The sequence below is a fragment of the Bacillus cereus group sp. RP43 genome (assembly GCF_040459645.1).
Lineage (GTDB): Bacteria > Bacillota > Bacilli > Bacillales > Bacillaceae_G > Bacillus_A > Bacillus_A mycoides_C.
This window is the reverse complement of sequence record NZ_JARVHQ010000001.1, coordinates 2977857-2999599: the sequence shown is the minus strand read 5'-3', so window position 1 is coordinate 2999599 and position 21743 is coordinate 2977857. Positions and strand designations below refer to the sequence as shown.

Below are 21743 nucleotides of genomic sequence, written 5' to 3'. Positions count from 1 at the left end.
AAGTGTACCTTTTATTTTACTTCATTTCTTGTTTGAAAATATCATCTTCGACATAAATGTGTTCTTTATCTACAGCAGTGCTATGAGAGAGTACTAAACCGATTGGTGTTTCAGTACCTTTATTTTGAACAATTGTAAAAGGAATATTTTTTTCAGTTGCTAATTTAATGTATTTTGATAAATGTGGGTAAGCAATGCTTCCATTTAGGAATAGTTGTAATGATTGAGAAGAACGTATGTTACCTGTTACTTCTGTATACACATTACTTTGCATTACTTGACCGATTGTTAAAGCGATTTCTACACGCTCACGTAATGTAGTTAAGTACATATTACGTTCTTCTGGTTTGTTTTGCTTTTGGCCATATATGCCTTCTTGGAGATAGTCTTCCACATTTTTATTTACCATATTTTTCACACCTTTCACTTCTTATTGTACGCAAGAATTAAAAAGGATGCAAAAAAAGTAGTTTTGAACAGGAAAATAATTTAAAAAATGAGAAGGGAAAAGGGATATATGAGTACAACTTATTTAAATAAGAAAGGAAAAATAAATTTTATCAACAGAAATTAACAAAATGTGACAATAATCTATTAACGAAATGTATTTTTTGTGTTAATATTCAAAATATAAAGGGTATTCGTCGTATGGAAATGGAGGAATGGAGGTTTTTCCAATCGATAAGGATATTAAAGAAGTATTTTGTTCGCACTTGAAAAACAACAGGCACCAATTCGTAGAGAACTGGAAAAACAAAATGATAATTTCCGAAAAAGATCCATTTAAACAAGAGGTAGTTCAAAATGGAGAAAATTTATTAGAGTTAATTATCGAACTTATTATGGAAGATAAAGACATTGATTATCTTCAGCCATTATGTGAGAAAATTGCCATTGAGCGTGCAGGGGCAGATGCGAATATTGGAGATTTTGTCTACAATACAAATGTGGGAAGAAATGAACTTTTTGAAGCAATGTGCGAATTGGATGTAAGTGCTCGTGAACTGAAACCGATTATGGCCCAAATACATACTTGTTTTGACAAATTAATTTATTATACCGTTTTAAAATACTCAGAAATTATATCGAGAAATTTAGAAGAAAAACAGCAATATATAAATGAAACACATAAAGAAAGGCTTACGATTCTAGGGCAAATGTCGGCTAGTTTTGTGCATGAATTTCGTAATCCGCTAACTTCGATTATGGGATTTGTAAAGTTATTGAAGACAGACCATCCTAATCTATCGTATTTAGATATTATTTCACATGAATTAGATCAATTAAATTTTAGGATTTCGCAATTTTTACTTGTATCGAAAAAAGAAATGTGGAATGAATCTGAACGTTTTTGGTTAAATGACTTATTTCAAGATATTATACAATTCTTGTATCCAAGTTTAGTTAATGCAAATGTTTTGATTGAAAAGAATTTGCCGTATCCTATTCCACTCGTTGGTTACCGGAGTGAAGTGAGGCAAGTAGTTTTAAATATTTTAATGAATTCGATTGATGCTCTTGAATCGGTGAAAGAAGAGCGGAAAATTATCATTGATGTATTTGAAGAGGATCAGACTGTTCGCATTGTTATAAAAAATAATGGCCCCATGATTCCAGCAGACAATGTAGAGACCATTTTTGAGCCATTTGTAACTACTAAAAAGCTAGGAACTGGTATTGGATTATTTGTATGTAAACAAATTGTAGAAAAACATAACGGATCCATATTGTGTCGTTCGAATAACGATTGGACAGAATTTCAAATTGCGTTTCAAAAATAAACAGTCTACACCATACAAATGGTGTAGACTGTTTTAATTTGTAAGTATAACGGCCTCTAATTTTGGATCCTTAGTTGAATAACCTACTATTGAAATCGTGTAAATTGTATTTGGTTCAACGTTGAATTTCGGAATGGTTAATAGTACTTTTTTTGTATCAGCAAGTGAAACTTCAATATCTGCTGTACCAGGGCTAACTTGTAAAAAATCTGTTATTTGTTTAAAGAGTACATTTTCAAATAAATGATCCCCATCTTTTAAATCTACATTTACAACTGGAGTGTCTGGTGAAAAATGTGCAAACCGTATTTTTGCTTGACCAGATGGTAAATGAGTATTATCAAGAATAGGTTGTAATTGAAGATGGTTATCGCTATTGACCGCTGCAAGGGTATAAGTGTGATTCCCCATTATTGGTACTAATGCTGAGAATATTGGAGTTTCATTTCCGACAGGGACAATATCAATACGGTATTTACCTTGCACTAATGATAAATAAGGACTGAATTGTTTAAAAGAAATATTTTTAATAACCTTTTGTCCGTTTATTATAATATCAACTGCTGGTGTATGGGGAGCTGTGTGGAAAATTCTCATATGTGACGGTAAAGTCGCTTCTTGTGAATCTCTCTTTTCATATGCTTGTACAAGTTTTGTAATTGCATCATGGTATTTCATATAGAGTTCTACATATCTTTTAGGATTGCTATATTGATAGTAACGAGCGAGTTGTTCGTAACGTGCAGCTTCTTGTCCGTATTTTTCAATTTCGGATTGAGTCATGAACATTCCTCCTTTATCATCATTATAAATATATGCGAAGCTAGAAAGAGGTTATGCAAAAAACTTGCCTTTCTAGAAGGAAAAGTTAAAATGGGGATATTTTTATTTATAGGCAAACACACATACAAATCGATAATTGTCCTACATAAATTATAAAGGAAAGGTAGTTTGACTTTGATGGAAGGAGTGGAACCATTGGGATGTGGATATCCCAATAGTTATTGGGAATGAAGTTATGGAGGATTTGGTGCTATAGGCTGTGGGACGAATTATGGATTTGCATTATGAGTATTTCTATTAATTTTAGTGATGCGTTTGATAAGGTAATACCGATAAAAGAGCGTCGTGCCGAACTGATTAATGTGGTTAATCGGTTCTTTTTTTATTGTTCTAAATAGGTGGTACTATTTGTTAAGTAATAGTTACGGTAAATGTGGCGAAGTAAAATGTCGAATTTTGTTTGAAAATATGCAATATAAAGTAGGATAATAGGAAGGAGAATAACGGGAGTTCCGTCGAAGTTTACACAATGTCAGCAATTGAGGGAAGCTGATATTATGTTAAAAAAATATTCAATTTGTTGTTATCTTAAATCAGGAAGGGGTATTTAAGCGTACAGGTAAGGGTTGGTCTTCATTTTAAGTTCTGAATTTTCTGTTTTTAAAATAATATTTAGCACTCATTTGTATATTTTATAATAGTTTTTTGATAAATTCACTGCTTTCGCAGAGGATTCTTTTTTATGAAAGAAACGTCAATTTTCTTCATATACATATACAAATTGGAGAAATGGGGGAGCGCTATGCGCGATTACTTAATTAAGCCACTTGTTGGTCAGCCGTATCCAATGATTTCACATGGAAAAGGTGTTTATTTATATGATCAAAATGGAAATAAATATTTTGATGGTTCGTCAGGAGCGATTACGGCAGGTATTGGACATGGCGTAACAGAGATTGCGGAAGTTATTAAAAAGCAGGCAGAGGAGATTGCTTTTGTTTATAGATCACAGTTCACAAGTGAACCGGCTGAAAAATTAGCGAAGAAGTTAAGTGATTTAAGTGTAGGAGATTTGAACTGGAGTTTTTTTGTAAATAGTGGTACGGAAGCAAATGAAACAGCTATGAAAATTGCAATTCAGCATTTTCAGGAACGTGGCATTCAAGGGAAACACAAAATTTTGTCGCGATGGATGAGCTATCATGGTATTACGATGGGAGCTTTATCTATGTCGGGGCATCCGCTACGTAGACAACGTTTCGTATCAATTTTGGAAGATTATCCGACTATTCCAGCTCCATATTGTTTTAGATGTCCGATGCAAAAGGTATATCCAACTTGTCAGCTTGCTTGTGCGACTGAACTAGAAAGATCTATTGAACGAATTGGTGCAGAGCATATTGCAGCTTTTATCGCTGAGCCGATTATCGGAGCGGCTGGAGGTGCGGTTGTTCCGCCTAAAGAATATTATAAAGTGATTAAAGATATTTGTAGTCATTACGATATTTTATTTATTGCTGATGAAGTAATGACTGGGCTTGGTCGTACTGGCGCATGGTTTGCGATGGAGCATTGGGGTGTAGAACCAGATATTATGACGCTTGGCAAGGGATTAGGAGCTGGGTATACACCGATGGCAGCGACGATTGTAAGTGACCGTGTTATGGAGCCAATTTTACGTGGATCACGTTCTGTTATGAGTGGGCATACGTTAAGTGCAAATCCATTGTCTGCAGCAACGGCTTTAGCTGTTATTGAATATATGGAGAAACATAATCTACCTGAAAAAACAGCAGAAAAGGGTGAGTATTTAATAAAAGGTTTACAGAAAGTTCAGCAACAATCTACAATCATTGCTGATGTGCGTGGAAAAGGATTGCTAATTGGAATAGAATTGCAACCGTTTACAAAAGCGTCGGAGCTTATTTCAGTTGCGGCTAAAAATGGACTGCTCTTATACCAAGCTGTTTCAGGGCAAGCAGGAAAAGAGGATAGTGCACTGCTTGTGGCACCGCCAATGACAACTACATATTCGGAGTTAGATGAATTACTTTCAATTTTTGTAAAGAGCGTGGAAGAGATGATGCAAAAAGGAGGGCATAGTATCGCATGACAACTATTACAAATACATTCGGTAAATTAAAAGAAATAGAGGAAGTAATTTCTTTGTTCCATGATGATATGACATTAATGTTTGGGGGATTTGGAGGGATTGGATCTCCTCCATCTTTAATTCAAGCTGTTTTAGATAAAGACATTACAAATTTAAATTTAATAGGAAATGATACTGGATTTCCTGATGTAGGAATCGGTCGTCTTGTTACGAATGAAAGGGTTAAATCTTTAGTTACTTCTCATATTGGGTCAAATCCAAATGCGGGAAGACAATTAAATGAAGGAAGACTGCAAATTGAATTTTCTCCGCAAGGAACACTTGCAGAGCGTATTCGTGCTGGTGGTGTAGGACTTGGTGGTATTTTAGTTGACGTTGGTGTTGATACGATTGTAGAAGAAGGAAAACGTACAGTTGAAATGAATGGAAAGACATATTTAGTTGAAACAGCTTTAACGGCTGAAGTCGCAATTGTATATGCGAAAAAAGCGGATCCGTTTGGCAATCTTGTATTTGATAAAAGCGCTCGTAATATGAATCCGCACGTAGCTATGGCTGGGGACATAACGATTGTAGAAGCAGAAGAAATTGTTCCACTTGGAAGTTTAGATCCAGAGGAAATTGTCGTCCCTGGTGTATTTGTAAATTATATCGTTCCATCGGAAGGGGTGAATTGGAAATGGGTATGGGCGTAGAAGTAAGAGATAAGATTGCAAGACGTGCAGCAAAAGAAATTCAAAATGGTATGCTTGTAAATTTAGGTATTGGAATTCCATCACTTGTACCGAATCATTTGCCAGAAGATATGAATGTAATGTTTCACGCGGAAAACGGTATTGTTGGTATGGGACCAACGCCAAGTAAAGGGAATGAAGATGAGAATTTATGTAACGCAGCTGGTTTACCAACATCTCTTATTACAGGAGCAAGTTATTTCGATAGCTGCATGGCGTTTGGTATGATTCGAAAAGGATTACTGGATGTTACGATACTTGGTTCGTTACAAGTAAGTGAAAATGGTGATTTAGCGAACTGGATTGTACCAGGAAAACGAGTTCCAGGTATCGGAGGAGCGATGGATTTAGCGCAAAAAGCGAAGCGGGTCGTTGTTGTGATGAATCATGTTGATAAATACGGAAATGCAAAGATTGTTTCGGAATGTACATTGCCATTAACTTCGAAAAAATGTGTAGATTTAATTATTACAGACATGGCTGTCATGGAAGTGACTCCAAGAGGACTTGTCTTACAAGAATTAATGAGTCCATACACTGTAGAAGATGTAAAACGACATACGACAGCTGATTTTCATATAAGCTCAAATTTACTAGTAATTGAATGAGGGGAGTTGTAATATATGGAGCAATTAAAAAAACAAGTTTGTAATTATATTGAGGGTCATGAAGAAGAGAGCGTAAAATTTTTAACACGATTAATTCAAGAAAAGAGCGTATCTGGTGATGAAAGTGGTGCGCAGGCAATTGTTATTGAAAAATTGCGTGAGCTAGGTCTAGATCTTGATATTTGGGAGCCTGCTATTAATGAAATGAAAGATCACCCTTATTTCGTATCACCTCGTACAAATTTTACAGATAGCCCGAACATTGTAGCGACTTTAAAAGGAAGTGGCGAAGGGAAATCTATGATTTTAAACGGGCATATTGATGTCGTGCCAGAAGGGGATGTGAATCAGTGGGACCATCATCCATATAGTGGAGAGAAAATAGGAAACCGCATATATGGACGTGGAACAACAGATATGAAAGGCGGCAATGTCTCACTTATGCTTGCGATGGAAGCGATTATTGAATCTGGTATTGAACTCAAAGGTGATATACATTTTCAAAGTGTAATAGAAGAGGAGAGCGGTGGAGCAGGAACATTAGCCGCTATTTTACGAGGATATAAGGCAGATGGCGTTATTATTCCTGAGCCGACGAATATGAAGTTTTTTCCGAAACAACAAGGGTCAATGTGGTTTCGTCTACATATAAAAGGCAAAGCAGCACACGGTGGTACACGTTATGAAGGAGTAAGTGCAATTGAAAAAAGTATGTTTGTTGTAGATCATTTGAGAAAATTAGAAGAGAAGAGAAACGGTCGAATTACTGATCCGTTATTTAAAGGAATTCCGATTCCAATTCCAATTAATATTGGGAAAATTGAAGGTGGTAGCTGGCCAAGTTCTGTTCCTGATTCGTTAATTTTAGAAGGAAGATATGGTATTGCGCCGAATGAGACTATAGAGGAAGCAAAAGAAGAATTTGAGAGTTGGATCGCTGAATTACATGATGTGGACAATTGGTTTGTTGAAAACCCAGTAGAAGTAGAATGGTTTGGAGCGAGATGGGTTCCTGGTGAACTAGACGAAAATCATGAGTTAATTACAACACTTCAGCATAACTTTGTTGAAATTGAAGGGAAGGAACCAATGATTGAAGCATCTCCGTGGGGGACTGATGGAGGTTTATTTACACAAATCTTAGGTGTACCAACGATAGTATTTGGTCCGGGAGAGACGAAAGTAGCACACTATCCAAACGAATATATAGAAATTGATAAAATGATAGCTGCCGCAAAAATTATTGCATGTACATTACTAGATTGGTGTGAGGTGAAAAAATGAAATACTATGAATCTTTTAGAGAGCAGACAAATTGCCATACAGTAGAAGGAGTTTTAGATTATTTTAATAAACGTATTCGAGTAGATCACTATACAGGAAATGTTGAAAGTATTATACAGACAATTGACGAACTAGCAGAGAAACATTCTTTCACTAAATGTATTATTAAAGGAAAGGGAGAGCATGTTTCAACATGGCTCTCTTTCGGTTTCTTATTGGAAGCGACGATACCTCATTATTTTCAAGGACACGATGCATACTTCTTTGTGAAATATAATAATGATGAAAGACGAAATAGTATTCATTGGTCTGAGGAAGATACTATTTTAAGTGGTGTAAAAGCAAAAGAAGTAAAAGAAAAAGTAGTCCCAGAGAAATTTTTGTTAAGAAAAGCGACTGAAGAAGATGCAGAAGAATTAGCAACTGTCTTTGGAAAAGTATTTGAAGTGTATCCGACACCTTTAAATGAAGCGAGTTATGTATTACAGACGATGAAAGAAGACGATACAATTTACTACGTATATGAATTTGAGGGGAAAATCATTAGTACAGCGTCTGCAGAAATGAACGTAAAGGAAGGCAATGCAGAATTAACGAATTGTGCTACTTTACCTGAATATCGTAAACATGGGTTTATGAAAAGTTTGCTCATTAAGTTAGAAGAAGAGCTTCAAGAAAAATCTATTTTCTGTTCCTATACAATCGCTCGGTCGCTATCTTTCGGTATGAATGCTGCCTTTCATCAGTTAGGCTATACATATACAGGAAGACTGGCGAACAATTGCTACATTTTCGATAAGTTGGAAGATATGAATATATGGGTAAAGGATTTATCTAGTTATTCGAAAGCATGAAGGCTCCCACCTCAAAATTCGGCTGTAAAGTGAAAAAGTTAGGTGGGAATCGTGCTGCTCGTAAAAGCCCGACTAATTAAAGTTTTACTTTATCTAATCAAAAATAAATTTCATCAAAATAATAGAACGGAATCGTCATGCTTATAATCGCACATAGGTATGCCGAAAATTCGGCATAGTATTTGCTGGATTTTCGGCAAAAGGGGGGATGACATTGCTAGCAGTTTCGACACAAGAAGTCATTGAAGCGATTTTGGGCAGTATTGATGAGGCTATACACGCAGTAGATGAAAATGGTATTACAATTTTTTATAATACAGTGGCTGCGAAACACGATGGATCCAAAATTGAAAAAGTGTTAGGAAAGCATTTGTTAGAGGCATTCCCATCTTTAACTAGGGAAACGAGTACATTGATGAAAGTATTAGATACAAAAAAACCAATTGTACATCAAGTGCAGCATTATCAAAATTTAAATGGAGAAGATGTTTGTACGGTAAATACGACGTTACCTATTTTAATAGATGGGAATATTGCTGGTGCTGTGGAAATTGCGAAAGATTATTCTACAATTCAAAAGCTTACTGATACCATTGTCGATTTACAGTCGAAAATAAAGCGATCATCTAGAAAAAAAGTGATAAAAAAGCATGCTGCATTTGAGACGATAGTAACTAATGATGCTCGGTTTAAACAGACGAAAGAATTAGCGCAAAAAGTAGCGCCAACTGATGCAAATGTTTTAATATATGGTGAAACCGGAACAGGGAAAGAGCTATTTGTGCAAGCGATTCATGAAGCTTCTAAACGGAAAAATAAGCCATTTATTGCACAAAACTGCGCAGCTTTGCCAGAGTCGCTATTAGAAAGTTTATTGTTTGGAACGACAAAAGGGAGCTATACAGGGGCAATTGAACGAGCTGGATTGTTTGAACTTGTGGATGGAGGGACATTGTTTTTAGATGAACTGAATTCAATGCCGCTCGATTTACAAGCGAAAATGCTACGTGTATTAGAGGATGGAGTTATTCGTCGCATTGGTGATAATAAGACGAGAAAAGTAGATGTTCGCGTTATTACTGCAATGAATCAGCCTCCAGAAGTATGTTTAAGAGAAAATAAAATTCGCACTGATTTATACTATCGATTAAATGTGTTTTCATTATATATCCCGCCACTTCGCGAAAGAACTGAGGATGTACTGTTATTAGCGTCTTACTTTTTGAAAGAATATAATAAAAGTTATAAAAAAGGTGTACTTCAAATTGATAAGGAAGCGAAAGAAAGATTACAAGCTTATCAATGGCCTGGAAATGTTCGTGAGTTAAAACATACGATTGAACATGCTGTCATTATTACGGAAGGGAATTCGTTAACAGCAAATTGCTTACCACGAACATTTCGGAAAGAGAAACTTCCGAAGAAGAAAAGTATATTACCGCTTAGGGAAGCTCTGCATCAAACGGAAAAGGAATTAATCGATCAAGCGTTAATTGAAACGGAAGGGAATATTTTGCAAGCAGCAAAAATGTTAGGTATTCCGCGTCAAACGCTTCAATATAAACTGAGCAAGTACGACAAAACCGCCGAATAATCGGCGGTTTTTGTGTGTTTGCACCAATAAAAGAGCGTTTACATATATAACAAGTAATGAATATGATAGTAAATATCGTTTTAGTACAGCACTTAAAATATTTATTCTCTTATATAATAGGGTATTTCTCGCATTTACTTATCAAGAATATGAAGTTGGCATAATTATTGCTTATATAAAGGATGAGCGTATAAAAAGGGGGAATAGCAATGTTACATGATGTATACAAACCAAATCGTCACTGGAAGGATATTGAATTATGGAAAGATGTTACAGAAGAACAATGGAATGATTGGGTTTGGCAATTAACGAATACGATCAAAACTTTAGATGATTTAAAGAAAATAATTAACCTAACACCTGAAGAAGAAGAAGGCGTTAAAATTTCAACGAAAACGATCCCGTTAAACATTACACCGTACTATGCTTGGCTAATGAATCCTGATGACCCACGCTGTCCGATTCGGATGCAATCAGTACCGATTTCGGAAGAGTTATATAAAACAAAATATGATTTAGAAGATCCTCTTCATGAAGATGAAGATTCACCAGTTCCAGGATTAACGCATCGTTATCCAGACCGCGTACTATTTTTAGTAACGAATCAATGTTCTATGTATTGTCGTTACTGTACACGTCGTCGTTTTAGTGGACAAATTGGAATGGGCGTACCGAAAAAGCAATTAGATGATGCGATTGCTTATATTAGTGAAACACCACAAGTACGTGACGTTTTAATTTCTGGCGGTGATGGACTTCTAATTAATGATAAAATTTTAGAATATGTATTAAAGAATTTACGAGCAATCCCGCATGTTGAGATTATTCGTATCGGAACGAGAGCACCAGTTGTATTCCCACAGCGTATTACAGAAAACCTGTGTAACATAATTAAAAAATACCATCCAGTATGGTTAAATACGCATTTTAATACTTCTATTGAGATTACAGAAGAATCGAAACTAGCATGTGAAATGCTTGCAAATGCAGGTGTTCCAATTGGAAACCAAGCTGTAATTTTAGCTGGAATTAATGACAGCGTTCCAATTATGAAAAAACTTATGCATGATTTAGTGAAAATTCGTGTTCGTCCATATTATATTTATCAATGTGATTTATCAGAAGGTATCGGTCATTTCCGTGCACCAGTGTCTAAAGGCCTTGAAATTATTGAAGGCTTACGTGGACATACGTCTGGTTATGCAGTACCAACTTTCGTTGTCGATGCACCTGGCGGAGGCGGAAAAATTGCGCTACAGCCAAACTATTTAATTTCACAAAGTGCGGATAAAGTTGTTCTACGTAACTTTGAAGGGGTTATTACAACGTATCCAGAACCAGAAAACTATATCCCAGGAAGAGCAGAAGGCTACTTTAAAGAAATTTATCCGACTTATGAAGAGAAACGTTCTGATATCGGTGTTGCAGGATTGATGAGTGATAAGAAATTTAATCTTGTTCCAGATGATTTACAACGTATGAATCGCCGCAAAGATTATGAAGTCAATGAAACGCATGCTTCTTTAAAAGATAAACGTGATAAGCGTGATCAATTAAAAGATAAAAAATATCAAGCGCAAATGGCAAAGTTAGATGATGACAAAAAAAATGAGGGTGACGCAGTATGAATTGTATGTGGTGTGACAGTACAGAAGCGAAAGAAAGCTTGAATACTGTATATTGGGAGTTACCAGATGGTACGAAAGCCATTGAAATCCAAAAGACACCATGTATTACTTGTTCCTCATGTGGAATGGACTATCAAGCAGACCATACTGTAAAAGAAATTGAAGATCAGTTGTTTTTAATTTATACAAAAGATTTGCCAAAACAACTAACATACGAAGAGTTGATGGGAAGACCACGTTTATTAAAAAGGAATTATTTCGACTTTTAACCAGCTTTTATGCTGGTTTTTTTCTTTTTCGCCTTGTATAATGTACCCAAGTTAGAAAGGTAGGGAATATTTTTGAAAAAGACATTTTACCATTATATGATGAAGCATCGTGCAGCTTTATTTAAAAATGAAATATCAGATTTAGCAGAGGCGATGTATGATGATTTAAGTTTTCCGAAGCAATCTGAAGACTATGATGTAATTAGTTCATACTTAGAGTTAAGTGGAATGCTAGAAAGTATGTCTATATTTGATGATGCATGGGATTTATATATACAAGAGAGATAACGATATGAAGTTTTAGGAAAATGAAAACATAATGAATACATTACTTTGAAAGAAGTGAAGTATTCATTATGTTTTTTTATTTACAATACGTCTTGCTGTTAGAACATAAATGAAAAGTGAAAGCTAGTTTAAATACTAGTTTTTTTGAGTTATATACAAATTCTACTTTTTTATTGAAAAAATTTATGAATATAAGCTTCTGTGATAAGCGTTTTTATGTAGGTTGCATATACTGTTATCAAAATCACGACGTTTAAAAAAGGAGAGATATAGATGGCAAGGAAAAAACAACCTAAATATAACGTAGGGGACATAGTCGTGATTACACTATATGGAACCGTTGGAAAAATTACGAATATGAAGATTTTAGATGGAGTTTACGTATACGAAGTAAATAATCACGATGGGTTTTACGTTGAGCAAACTTTGCAGCATGTTACAGAGCAAGAAATGAAAAAGGGCGATACAGAGTGGATTGAATTAAATTATAACTTTACGTTTGGTGATCTCGTGCAAGTAACTGGATATGATAAAGATGTTTTTCGTATTGTTGGTTTTCGTACAGAAGTATGGAGATATAAAAATGATGCATGGGAAGATACTATATATGAATTGTCACGAATTACTGATGGTGAATGGTTAGAAGCTGATGAATCTGATTTAACATTACTTGCCAATGCACAAACGGCAAATGCAATTTTGAAGAAAATGAAACAAGATAAAGCTGGCATGAATAAATTGGATTTAGGAAAATTGAAGTCAATTAACAATTCTAAAAAAGTAAGTGTAAAGACGAATCGCCAAGAAATTATTGATGGTTTATTAGATATTTATAATGATTATCATTTATTATTCGATACATTTAAAGATGAAGAATATAAAATTGTTATGGATGTTGTTCAAAATTATTTAGTTAAATTGACAGAGAAAAAATAGTTAACTAGAAAGAGAGAATAAATTGAACAACAACATATGCAGTATAAGGTATGCCTACAATTATTAAAAAAATAAAAAGCCATTTAATAAGAGAGTCTGCCCATTGATCTTCATGCATGAACTCTTCTTTTGTTTGCTCTACTTCGTATTGGTATTCCATTATTATTTCCCCCTTTGGATAGCTTGTACTAACATCGTATGCCCTTTGCCTACATGATATGACTTATAAAAAAGAAAAAACTATTTTTCTAATCTCATATACATAATTTTGAGATTTTTTCATAAAACAGAAATAAAGGAGTGATGCTCATGAAGGAAATTGAAGTCGTAATTGACACGGAAGAGATTGCGGAGTTTTTTTATGAGCGACTAATTGAAAGAGGGTACGTTCCAAAAAGAGAAGAAATTGAGGACCTGGCAGATATTACATTTGAGTATTTATTAGAGAAATGCATGATTGATGAAGTTTTTGATGAAGAGGAAGATTGAAAGTAACGGCGGGCTTAACTCGTCGTTTTTTACTCTTTACAAACCTGTCACAAATATAGACAAGAATTGTTGGTATAATTAAGAGAAAATTTTATACAAGAGGTGAAGGGATGTTTAAAAAAATTATTGATTCTTTATTAGGAAAGAAAAAACATCGTTCGTATTCAAGTAGTGATTATCGTCATAGAGGACGCTCGTATTCAAGTAGTGATAATAAACGACGTTCATCTGGTTATGGACATCAGCATTATAAAAGAAAACGTAAAAGCCGTAGCTTCTTTTCAAGTAGCTGATGAAATGGCGTCGTATACTAGCTTTATTTGATAGACCACTGCGAAAAAATACAATCGTTGCAGAGCGTTATAAGATTGAATCAGTAATTGGAATGGGCAGTTATGGGGTTACATATGTCGTTAATGATTTACAAATAAATAAATATAAAGTCTTAAAACAATTAAGGCAAAGTAAACAAAGATATGAGTCTGGTAGAAAATCATTTGAGCAAGAGAAAGTGATTTTACAAACATTAAATCATGCGTCAATTCCTAATCTACATGATCATTTCATATGGGAGAAAAAGAACTTTTTTGTAATGGAGTATATGCCGGGGGAAAATTTCGAAGATTATATTTTCTTAGATGGGCAAGTATATGATGAACGAGAAGTTTTTGAAATTTTATATGAAGTACTAGGAATTGTTTCGTATTTTCATAGTAAAGGTATCATTCACCGAGATTTACGTATTCCAAACATATTAATGAAAGAAAATCAGATTAGTATTATTGATTTTGGATTGGCTAAATTGAAAGGTGAGGGTGATGAACGAGCTATAACTTATGAAGGTGAACAAGCTTTGATGCGAGAAGTTCACTTTCGTAGCGACTTTTATGCGCTCGGTCATTTCGTATTATTTTTATTGTATGCTGGTTATGAATCGACTGAAAAAAAGGAAAAACCTTGGTATGAAGAGTTAGTGCTGGAAGAATATAATCGCGACATGCTAATGCGAATGTTACAAATGAAAGCGCCATACTATGAAAATGTACAAGATTTGAAAAAAGATGTAGCTTACGCTTTAGAAAGGATGGAGACCCCATGTTTCAAAAGTTTTTAGCAAGCGTTGGAATTGGAAGTGCAAAAGTAGATACTGTTCTTGAAAGAGATGAGTATACAGTTGGAGAAGAGATAGTAGGGAAGGTTCATATAACTGGAGGTTCAGTTAGCCAAGAAATTGAAAGCATTTACTTAACGTTGTCGACGTCATATGTAAGAGAAGTGGATGATAAAAAAGTAACTACATCGTATGATTTAGAGCGAGTTCGTTTAACAGATCCATTTTCTGTAGAGCCAAATGAAAAAGTGGAAATTCCATTTTCGTTTTTAATGCCAATTGAAGCACCACTAACACTTGGAATGAAAACGGTTTGGGTTCATACAGGTCTTGATATTAAACGTAGTATTGATCCAAGTGACCGTGATTATATTCAAGTATTGCCGAATGCGCTATTGAACAGTGTATTAAATAGTGTAAATCAATTAGGTTTTAAAGCGCGTCATATAGAATGCGAAGAATTACCGTATCGATTACGTAAGCAAGTTCCATTCGCGCAAGAATTTGAGTTTATTCCAGTTTCCGGAGAGTATTATGGGAAATTAGATGAATTAGAATTATTAATTTTGCCAAGTGCCCACGACCGATTAGAAATTATTATGGAAGTAGATAGAAAATCACGTGGATTGGCTGGTTTATTCGCAGAAGCGCTTGATCTTGATGAGAAGGTTATTCGCTTTACAGTAACAAACGAAGATATTCCAACGATGCAGCAAAAAATTAACAATAATATTTTTTAATAAACTATGCATAAAAAAGAAATGGAGAGGAAAACTAAAACAACCGCTCCATTTTTTTGCATAGTGAGGTTATGTATGTGAAACGATACCGACATTTATACTTGTTAAGTTGTACACTACTCATTTGTTTTGTCGCACTATCACTTTCGTATCATACCGCTTGTATTGAAAAATTTGATAATGTAGTCGCACACTTTATTCAAAGTTTCCGAAACGAGTATTTGACAACCTATTTTACTTGGGTGTCCTTTATCGGTTCAAAAAGAATATATTTCCCGTTACTCATTATACTTGTAATGTATTTTCTCCTTAGAAAAAAAATATTAAGTGCATTACTTCTAACAATTAATTATTACGGATCACGTTATTTGAACAGTATGCTCAAACTATGGTACGAACGAGCAAGACCTGATGTGACGCAGCTTGTTACAGCAACTGGATATAGCTTTCCGAGCGGTCATACGATGAACGCTACTGCTTTTTTAGGATTTATTGCATACGTCACAATTACAGAAGATCGTATTTCATTGCATAAAAAGTTGCTGATTATTTTTATAGCAAGCTTCGTTGTATTATCTATTTCAGTTAGCCGAATTTATCTTGGCGTGCACTATCCATCTGACATATTAGCCGGATGGGCAGCGGGCGGTAGCTGGCTCGTTTTATGTGTTATATTTCATAAGGCGTTCATTAAAAAAGAACCTATGTCAAAATAGGTTCTTTTTGCATGGGCTCCACATGAATATGAGCATGGTAAATTCCGAATTTCTTTCGAAGCATATCTTCAATATTGTCAGTAATACAATGGCTTTCGCTAACATCCATTCGAGCATCTACTTCAATTGTAATATCTACATACGTTTGATTCCCATACATACGAGCGCGAATATCTACAATATGTTCTACACCTGAAATATGCCCGATAGCATCAGCGTATTCATCCATTTTTTCAGGATCAATTCCATCCGTTAACATATGAGAAGCTTCTACAAAAATTTCCCATGCAGTCTTACAAATAATAAGACCGACAATTAAAGCAGCAATAGGGTCTAAAATAGGCATTTTGAACTGTGATCCGACGATACCTATTACTGTACCAATACTTACGAGAGCATCTGATAAATTATCTTTTGCAGCGGCTTCTAACGACTTACTCTTTGTTTGAATCGCAATCTTTTTCGTATATTTATATACGAAATACATTACGACGGCAGAAAATAAAGCAACCCACGCAGCGAGTACATTAGGCGCTGCTTGTTTCGGATTTAAAAACGATTGAATTGCACTAATCACAACTTCTAATCCGACCGTTGCCATAATAAAGGAAGCAACAAGTGATGCGATTTGTTCTGCACGCGAATGCCCATATGGATGATCTGGGTCACGAGGCTTACGAGAAATTTTTAGGCCAATTAATATTGCTAAAGAAGCACCAATATCCGTTAAGTTATTCAAACCGTCAGCACGTAATGCGCTAGAGAGGGTAATATAACTGATGATGATTTTCATAGAGGATAAAAATATGTAGGCTATAATGCTGACAATAGCACCTTTATCAGCTTCTTTATGAGAAAGAGAATCCATTTTAATCACTCGCCTTTCTGCAAGGAATTTCTTTCTATACATAGATTATCAAACGAAACTCGTGTGGGTCTATACAAACATTGTTGACGTTTTATAGCTTTTTAAGAAGGGGGTAACAAAGTTTCGTTAAGGAAAAATATGTTGAAAAGCACAAAGTGGAAATTTATTAAACAATTAATGCTGATTCTCGCCCTCTTTCATATATATTTTTCACAAAAGGAATCTTTGTAATTCCACGTGTGAGTAATAAGTAAGAAATGATAAAAAAATCTTGAATAAGAAGAGGAGAAAAGCATAAAAATGTTCATCTTCCAGAAAGAGACAAAGGCAAAGAACAATTTGAAAATGAAAAAACCTCTGATGATTTTTCAGAGGTTTTTCGTTTCTTAGTATGCTTCTAAAAACTCAGTAACTTGCTCTTCCGTTTTTGCATTTGCACTATGTAAGTGACCTAACTTTTCGCCATTTTGATATACAAGTAGGCTTGGAATACCCATTACTTGATACTCTTCAGCAATACTTGGGAACTCATCTTTATTAATAGAATACCATTCAAACTTATTGAACTCTTCCATTACATCTCCGATAAAGTTGTCCATACGCACGCAATCTGGGCACCATGTAGTAAAGAACTTAACAACTACTGGCTCCTCGCTTGCGATGATGTCTTTGAATTCCTTGTCAGACTTGATTTCTCTCATTTTTTGTTGCTCCTTTTTCACTTATAATATTTTGGGTTATTTAGGCGGTGTTTTTGCCCAGAAACGAAAACTTCTAACAAGAGTTTTTCTTTCCGAATAATTCGTTTGCAAATTGATCTACCGCAGGTTCCTGAAGTCCTGGTACAACATGTGAATAGGTGTCCAGTGTGATACCTACTCTGTTATGTCCTAATTGCTCACTCACAATCTTCGGATGTATACCTTGTTTCAACATTAATGTTGCATGGGTATGCCTTAGATCATGGAACCGAATATCAGGAACCTCACTTTTCTTTATAAGCTTTTTCCAGAGCTGTGTCAAACTTCTGAAACGGCAGACCCAATTGTAGTCATTATAGTCTTCACCATATCGCTCTTTTTCCTCAGAGATTTTTTGCAGATGGTCATTTAGTGCCATTAAATTAATGTCAGGCAAAATCAGCAATCTCTTTCCTGAAGAGGTTTTTAGTTCATGGAATCCCTTTGTAATGTGAGAGAGGGAACGGTTAACAGATAACGTTCGTCTCTCAAAATCAATGTCTTTCCATTGTAGACCTAGGATTTCACTTTTACGCATTCCACATGTAATAGCAAGAAGATAAGCGATATAATAATGGCTTTCTTTTGCATGTTCTAAAAAACGAAGAACTTCTTCATCGGTTAAAAAGCCAGGGTGTTAACGCTGATTTAGTGGAAAGAGCTCATTATATCACTCTTTCGGAGGAGGTGAGTTAGGATGCGGAAATGGTTAAAGAAACTATTTTCGAAAAAACGCCCACCCTGCATTGTTTGTGAGGAACAAGAAGGTGAGCTTCAATTAAACGAAACTGATAGGACCTGTGAAAATTGTGCCCAAATTATGCATGAAAAAGGTATTGAAAGAGATGAATAGTACCCTTTACATCTTATTCCATATATAACAAAGCTGGTTAGCTTCTGATTCAAGCGCTATTAAATAATCATTATTAATAGAGTTATTCGTATACATTCTGTTCTTTTGGATGTTAAGAACCGTATAATTCACATCGTTATGTTCATTTGAAAATGTTGATTCGTTTAATAATGTCAGCGTTGAGTTGATGTTGTATTTATCAATTCGTTCTTTTTTTCCTTTGAAAAACAGCTTGATAAGATGCGGCTCATCATTAATGAGCAAGCCGAGTTCAGGTGATGAGCGGACGATTAAATCATCTGATATCCAATGTGATTTACCTGGATCGAACCAAGAGACGTCTTTGTTTTTAATAAATTTTTTGTACTGTTTTATGACATCAATGTAGTTTTGCTTTTTCTTCTGATCAACCGTTTGCACTAATGTTTCGAAACATTCAAAAGGTAGTTCGTTTTGATGAAATTTAATAACAGTGTCTCGTAATTGTTTCCAGTAATCAAAAGCTGGTTGGTATTCCGGTTGAGATTTTAGATTTTTTACAAAGTTTGTTTTAGCTGCACTACTTTTCAGTGTGAAGTCTAGAAATTGTGTAAGTCCTACTTTAATTTCTGCCATATTACACCCCCTTTTCAAACATTACTAATTCGATAATGGAAAGGAAAATCCTGCATTTTTTAAGGAGGTGAGCTAGATGCTAGAAAACCTGATGCCCATGCACAATGGCTACGGCAAAGCTGATCCGCAAGAACAAGAGGGAATTATTACAACTTCTATCGATATCGAAAATTTACAAGATGTTATAAGTCGAGCGGTAGTGATTTTGCAGGATTGTCCAGAAGATGCTGAACTTGATGATTTAAATGGGAGCATTAATGAAGCGTTAGAATTGTTACAAAAGTATTTGGGGCAATAAAAAAGGACGAGCAGTCGTACCTGCTGTCCTTTATAGGAGGAAAATTATTCTGGACTAGAACTACGAATAACCAGAAAACGCGCTTTTAACCAGTGTTGTCAAAGATGTAATAATCTGTGCAACATAAAAGCTTAGTCGGAATTCAAAACACCAAAATGGCTTACGTTGGTAAACAGGCTCAAAAGTAGTATATGCAAAATGAAAAATTCCATACAAAAAGCAGACAACAATTTTGGTTGTCTGCCTGTGAGTTGAATGAGTTAGCTAATTGTGATAAATTGCTTTCCCATTACAAGAAGAGTGAAGCTGCTAGTTCAAACAGCTTGTAGGTAGTATTTTCGATATCTAAAAAAATATACAGAGAAAGCAGATAGGTGAAGAACCTGCCTGCTTACTACTGTAACAAAAGAAAGAAGTACAAGCCGTGGATACGACGGCTTGAAAATAGTATGTATTTTTATTAAAAAAACATTCAAGGGGTGAAGAAACATGGAGTGTTTGATAAATGGTGTCTATGAAATAGATAATGATTTTTTTGGTCCAATAAACTTTGCTAATGTTGTAGCTGTTTCATCCATAATTCAATTGAATGCAGGGGATTTAGTCGAGATTTTTGCACAAAGTAGCGTAGCGGGAGTTATTAGTAATGTAGAAGATAGTATGCATTTTGAAGCTGCAAGATTCCCGTCTCCAAAAGTATAAGTGGTATGAAACCTTGTAAGTAATTTAATATCAGGACATTCCAAAATTTATACTCACCCTGTACAAGAACGGATAATTTATTTGTAGTGCATGAAATATTTTAACGGTGTACAAGCTGTTTTGAAAGCGCTGGATAAATGAACTATGTACTGTTAAATAGTGTCTGATGATTGTAAACGAAACAGTCGAAGAAGAGTAGCGGTGTATGCAAAAAGAAATGCATGATGTTTAGGTAAAGAAAGCTTACTGGTTAGGGGATCTTACCGATTTAGTTTATGAAAAAAGGCCCTGTTGTCTCCAACAGGGCCTTTCCTAAAATGGCAAAGAGTAACTCTTACCTTACTCCTTGTCCATAGAATACACAAAAATTATATGTTTGTACAGGTCAATAATTTACAATAATAATATTTGAATATAATGCTTACAGGTAATTCTAAAGGATGAAAAAGTATTTGTTATAGAGTAAGTGTTGATTTTAAAGTGTTTTTAAGAGAATGTTTACAACTCAACGATAATAAAGGAATATTGAAATAATAAAATATGAAATATTGCATATCTCGCTGAACAATATAATCTATTCAATAATAATAAAATCGCATGGAGGAATTTTTTTCTGAAAACCCGAGTTGATGAAACTAGATAATTTGTATTACTAATATAACCGGAATATTACATGAGTGCTTGTTTTTTAAAAGTTATACTTTCTCTTCACCTTATGGTGGGGCATTTTTATTTTTTGTAATAGCAACAACTTGTCCAAACTTTCCAACTTTAGCATACATAGTATGCAGTAAAAGAGTAGAAAGGAGCGCTATATATGTCTTGTTATTACTACTGTAAGAATTGTGAGAGTTACCAAAAGAAAAATCATGATTGCTGTAAAAAAAGAAGTGATTATTATAATAAGTGCGGTAAAAGATGTGATGACTGTTCTTGCGATCATAAGGAGAATAACCTTGTAAGAGCATCTGCTTTTAGAGCTGTAAATACAGTTGATCAAAACCTTCCGGCCAATACTTTTGTTAAAGTATTATTTCAAAATGAACAATTTGATTTAGCGAACGAATATAACCCAGCAACATCAGATTTTACTCCGAAGACTAGAGGAGTTTATTCTGTAATTGGAACGATTGGTTTCTTTCCGAACGATACAAATTTAAATTATAGAGCGCGTGTAGAAGTTCGAGTGAATGGAAATGCGGCAATTGCTATAGATAATGACTTTTTTGGTCCAATAAATTTCGGTAATGTCGTAAGTGTTTCAACAATACTCCAATTACATGCAGGTGATATTGTTGAGATTTTTGCGCAAAGTAGTATAGATGGGGTTATTAGTAGTTCAGAAGATGGTTCTCATTTTGAGGCTGCTAGATTTCCATCTCCAATAAAATAAAAGACATGTTTGTGATTTATGGACTATTTTTTTAAAAAAAGCTCTACCTTATGGTAGGGCCTTTTAGTTAAAGGTGTTAAATTGGTAATATATTAAAATAAGTTCATAAATACTTGATAAGCAACACCTAGAGTTAATACGATAGCTAATAGTTTTGCTACCCAACTCGGTGCATTTAAATTTAGTAAAAGGGAATGACATATACTAAATGTAATGCCGAGTGTTAAAAGAATTGCGATAAGATATAAAACTAATAGGAAGAAAGGGTGCTCTATGGAGCCAAAGTCAATTTTGGATTGAGTCATGTAATATGTACCTCTTTTTGTTGGTATATTAATATAATAAT

General features: G+C 34.7%; 27 protein-coding genes and 1 pseudogene. 20 read left to right on the top strand and 8 right to left on the bottom strand.

Going from position 1 to position 21743, the window contains the following annotated elements; all coding sequences use genetic code 11:
- Window positions 1-16: 16 nt before the first annotated feature.
- Window positions 17-409: a YueI family protein gene (locus tag QCI75_RS15705; protein ID WP_002085811.1), complete on the bottom strand. Its 393-nt coding sequence runs from the start codon at window positions 407-409 to the stop codon at window positions 17-19.
- A 253-nt stretch (window positions 410-662) separates the two neighbouring features.
- Here QCI75_RS15705 and QCI75_RS15700 point away from each other — a divergent pair, with 253 nt between their 5' ends.
- Window positions 663-1781 (top strand): BA2291 family sporulation histidine kinase, encoded by a 1119-nt coding sequence (locus tag QCI75_RS15700; RefSeq protein WP_144506344.1) that lies wholly within the window; start codon window positions 663-665, stop codon window positions 1779-1781.
- Window positions 1782-1814: 33 nt separating this feature from the next.
- Here QCI75_RS15700 and QCI75_RS15695 read toward each other — a convergent pair whose 3' ends face one another.
- Window positions 1815-2564, bottom strand: a complete 750-nt coding sequence (locus tag QCI75_RS15695; RefSeq protein ID WP_144506343.1) for a DUF4397 domain-containing protein — start codon at window positions 2562-2564, stop codon at window positions 1815-1817.
- Window positions 2565-3366: 802 nt separating this feature from the next.
- Between QCI75_RS15695 and QCI75_RS15690 the strand changes: the two genes are divergently transcribed.
- The 10 genes from QCI75_RS15690 to QCI75_RS15645 all read left to right on the top strand — a co-directional run bounded on the left by QCI75_RS15690 (window position 3367) and on the right by QCI75_RS15645 (window position 12872).
- Window positions 3367-4677 carry an aspartate aminotransferase family protein gene (locus QCI75_RS15690; RefSeq protein WP_098776376.1) on the top strand — a complete coding sequence of 437 codons (1311 nt, stop codon included), beginning with the start codon at window positions 3367-3369 and terminating at the stop codon, window positions 4675-4677.
- Window positions 4674-5372 carry an acetate CoA-transferase subunit alpha gene (gene atoD / locus QCI75_RS15685; RefSeq protein WP_144506342.1) on the top strand — a complete coding sequence of 233 codons (699 nt, stop codon included), beginning with the start codon at window positions 4674-4676 and terminating at the stop codon, window positions 5370-5372. Before QCI75_RS15690 ends, atoD begins: the two co-directional genes overlap by 4 nt.
- Window positions 5357-6019 carry a CoA transferase subunit B gene (locus tag QCI75_RS15680; protein WP_002202118.1) on the top strand — a complete coding sequence of 221 codons (663 nt, stop codon included), beginning with the start codon at window positions 5357-5359 and terminating at the stop codon, window positions 6017-6019. Before atoD ends, QCI75_RS15680 begins: the two co-directional genes overlap by 16 nt.
- 15 nt (window positions 6020-6034) lie before the next feature.
- Window positions 6035-7303 carry a peptidase gene (locus tag QCI75_RS15675; protein ID WP_144506341.1) on the top strand — a complete coding sequence of 423 codons (1269 nt, stop codon included), beginning with the start codon at window positions 6035-6037 and terminating at the stop codon, window positions 7301-7303.
- The gene (gene ablB / locus QCI75_RS15670; RefSeq protein WP_353760808.1) at window positions 7300-8157 is read left to right on the top strand and encodes a putative beta-lysine N-acetyltransferase; all 858 of its coding nucleotides are present in this window, start codon (window positions 7300-7302) and stop codon (window positions 8155-8157) included. The genes QCI75_RS15675 and ablB overlap by 4 nt, the downstream gene beginning before the upstream one ends.
- Before the next feature lie 208 nt (window positions 8158-8365).
- Window positions 8366-9751, top strand: a complete 1386-nt coding sequence (gene rocR / locus QCI75_RS15665) for an arginine utilization transcriptional regulator RocR (protein WP_144506339.1) — start codon at window positions 8366-8368, stop codon at window positions 9749-9751.
- 209 nt (window positions 9752-9960) lie between these two features.
- Window positions 9961-11379, top strand: a complete 1419-nt coding sequence (kamA, locus tag QCI75_RS15660; RefSeq protein ID WP_098776370.1) for a lysine 2,3-aminomutase — start codon at window positions 9961-9963, stop codon at window positions 11377-11379.
- Complete coding sequence (locus QCI75_RS15655) at window positions 11376-11648, top strand: YokU family protein (protein WP_098776369.1); 273 nt, start codon at window positions 11376-11378, stop codon at window positions 11646-11648. Before kamA ends, QCI75_RS15655 begins: the two co-directional genes overlap by 4 nt.
- A gap of 72 nt (window positions 11649-11720) precedes the next feature.
- Window positions 11721-11936: a YozE family protein gene (locus QCI75_RS15650; protein ID WP_002085796.1), complete on the top strand. Its 216-nt coding sequence runs from the start codon at window positions 11721-11723 to the stop codon at window positions 11934-11936.
- 273 nt (window positions 11937-12209) lie between these two features.
- Window positions 12210-12872 (top strand): hypothetical protein, encoded by a 663-nt coding sequence (locus QCI75_RS15645; RefSeq protein ID WP_002119090.1) that lies wholly within the window; start codon window positions 12210-12212, stop codon window positions 12870-12872.
- 4 nt (window positions 12873-12876) lie between these two features.
- Here the strand turns inward: QCI75_RS15645 and QCI75_RS15640 are convergent, their stop codons facing one another.
- On the bottom strand, window positions 12877-13032 hold the full coding sequence (locus QCI75_RS15640; protein WP_002018281.1) for a DUF3930 family protein: 156 nt from the start codon (window positions 13030-13032) through the stop codon (window positions 12877-12879).
- Between the two features lie 149 nt (window positions 13033-13181).
- Between QCI75_RS15640 and QCI75_RS15635 the strand changes: the two genes are divergently transcribed.
- From QCI75_RS15635 to QCI75_RS15615, 5 genes are all read left to right on the top strand, one after another.
- Complete coding sequence (locus QCI75_RS15635) at window positions 13182-13361, top strand: YozD family protein (protein ID WP_002012644.1); 180 nt, start codon at window positions 13182-13184, stop codon at window positions 13359-13361.
- A gap of 110 nt (window positions 13362-13471) precedes the next feature.
- On the top strand, window positions 13472-13654 hold the full coding sequence (locus tag QCI75_RS15630; RefSeq protein WP_002141661.1) for a hypothetical protein: 183 nt from the start codon (window positions 13472-13474) through the stop codon (window positions 13652-13654).
- Window positions 13654-14475 (top strand): serine/threonine protein kinase, encoded by an 822-nt coding sequence (locus QCI75_RS15625; protein ID WP_144508571.1) that lies wholly within the window; start codon window positions 13654-13656, stop codon window positions 14473-14475. The genes QCI75_RS15630 and QCI75_RS15625 overlap by 1 nt, the downstream gene beginning before the upstream one ends.
- The gene (locus QCI75_RS15620) at window positions 14457-15212 is read left to right on the top strand and encodes a sporulation protein (RefSeq protein WP_098776366.1); all 756 of its coding nucleotides are present in this window, start codon (window positions 14457-14459) and stop codon (window positions 15210-15212) included. Before QCI75_RS15625 ends, QCI75_RS15620 begins: the two co-directional genes overlap by 19 nt.
- Window positions 15213-15289: 77 nt before the next feature.
- Complete coding sequence (locus tag QCI75_RS15615; protein WP_070142484.1) at window positions 15290-15928, top strand: phosphatase PAP2 family protein; 639 nt, start codon at window positions 15290-15292, stop codon at window positions 15926-15928.
- Here QCI75_RS15615 and QCI75_RS15610 read toward each other — a convergent pair.
- The 3 genes from QCI75_RS15610 to QCI75_RS15600 all read right to left on the bottom strand — a co-directional run bounded on the left by QCI75_RS15610 (window position 15915) and on the right by QCI75_RS15600 (window position 18104).
- Complete coding sequence (locus QCI75_RS15610) at window positions 15915-16796, bottom strand: cation diffusion facilitator family transporter (RefSeq protein ID WP_142344591.1); 882 nt, start codon at window positions 16794-16796, stop codon at window positions 15915-15917. The two genes, QCI75_RS15615 and QCI75_RS15610, sit on opposite strands and share 14 nt — an antisense overlap.
- A gap of 386 nt (window positions 16797-17182) precedes the next feature.
- Entirely contained in the window at window positions 17183-17497 is a 315-nt protein-coding gene (locus QCI75_RS15605) for a thioredoxin family protein (protein WP_001206934.1), read from the bottom strand.
- Window positions 17498-17570: 73 nt separating this feature from the next.
- Window positions 17571-18104: a site-specific integrase gene (locus QCI75_RS15600; protein WP_353761548.1), complete on the bottom strand. Its 534-nt coding sequence runs from the start codon at window positions 18102-18104 to the stop codon at window positions 17571-17573.
- A gap of 129 nt (window positions 18105-18233) precedes the next feature.
- Here QCI75_RS15600 and QCI75_RS15595 point away from each other — a divergent pair, with 129 nt between their 5' ends.
- A complete protein-coding gene (locus QCI75_RS15595) occupies window positions 18234-18389 on the top strand; it encodes a hypothetical protein (protein WP_186320986.1) in 156 nt (51 codons plus the stop codon).
- Window positions 18390-18395: 6 nt separating this feature from the next.
- Here the strand turns inward: QCI75_RS15595 and QCI75_RS15590 are convergent, their stop codons facing one another.
- A complete protein-coding gene (locus QCI75_RS15590; protein WP_353760807.1) occupies window positions 18396-19004 on the bottom strand; it encodes a hypothetical protein in 609 nt (202 codons plus the stop codon).
- 76 nt (window positions 19005-19080) lie between these two features.
- Here QCI75_RS15590 and QCI75_RS15585 point away from each other — a divergent pair, with 76 nt between their 5' ends.
- The 3 genes and pseudogenes from QCI75_RS15585 (at window position 19081) to QCI75_RS15575 (ending at window position 21397) form a co-directional block, all read left to right on the top strand.
- The gene (locus QCI75_RS15585) at window positions 19081-19302 is read left to right on the top strand and encodes a hypothetical protein (RefSeq protein WP_144506417.1); all 222 of its coding nucleotides are present in this window, start codon (window positions 19081-19083) and stop codon (window positions 19300-19302) included.
- Between the two features lie 516 nt (window positions 19303-19818).
- A pseudogene (locus tag QCI75_RS15580) lies at window positions 19819-20004 on the top strand (hypothetical protein); the annotation flags it as partial.
- 817 nt (window positions 20005-20821) lie between these two features.
- Window positions 20822-21397: a C1q-like domain-containing protein gene (locus tag QCI75_RS15575; protein WP_144506419.1), complete on the top strand. Its 576-nt coding sequence runs from the start codon at window positions 20822-20824 to the stop codon at window positions 21395-21397.
- Window positions 21398-21489: 92 nt separating this feature from the next.
- Here QCI75_RS15575 and QCI75_RS15570 read toward each other — a convergent pair whose 3' ends face one another.
- Complete coding sequence (locus tag QCI75_RS15570; protein ID WP_098501142.1) at window positions 21490-21702, bottom strand: hypothetical protein; 213 nt, start codon at window positions 21700-21702, stop codon at window positions 21490-21492.
- Window positions 21703-21743 lie beyond the last annotated feature (41 nt).